The sequence below is a fragment of the Oleiphilus sp. HI0123 genome, from assembly GCF_001635315.1.
Window position 1 is genome coordinate 1 of sequence record NZ_LWGE01000582.1, and the last position, 626, is coordinate 626.

The 626-nt window shown below is 43.8% G+C and carries 1 protein-coding gene; it reads left to right on the plus strand.

The window, feature by feature from the left end; translation table 11 throughout:
* Positions 1–172: 172 nt before the first annotated feature.
* A partial coding sequence (locus A3761_RS05310; RefSeq protein ID WP_156491625.1) for a phosphate regulon sensor protein PhoR occupies positions 173–626 on the plus strand: 454 nt, incomplete at its 3' end.

Consider the following 626-nt stretch of genomic DNA (forward strand, 5'->3'; position numbering starts at 1 on the left):
TGAGCATTGGTAACTTTGTTATAAAATAAGAAAGGTGGCAAGGAGCTCGATTTTTCATGCACATGACTTCGATCATTGACGAAGGGTGCACACTCTCTGTACCGTTTGCGTTTTAATGGCAAACTATTGAATCAGAGAATGAATCTGTCTTCCTGTGCTGGAGCATAAGGTTATGCACAAACGAATCATCGGTCACTTATACTCCCTTTTTTGGGCTGTGATTGGCTTGCTGGTACTTGGCCTGCTGATTGGGGAATTAGCGTGGGTTCTCGCGATTGGCTGCTTTGCCTACTTAGCCTGGACAATCAGCCAGGCTGTTAAGCTGCATCGTTGGCTTTACAGTGTACAAGAAGACCAAGCAATTCCCGAAAGCCATGGTTTATGGGGCGATCTGTTTGACGGTCTATATCAAATTCAATATCAAAATCGCATTACTCAAGAAAACTTGCGGTCAATGATTGCTCGTGTCCAATTATCTACCAATGCACTAAAAGAGGCTGTCGTCATGACTAACTCTGAAGGTGCGATGGACTGGTGGAATGACTCTGCAAGTACAGTACTTGGCTTTAAACGAGAGTCAGATAGAGGTCAGCTGATAACAAATTTGCTTAGAGACCCTTCCTTTA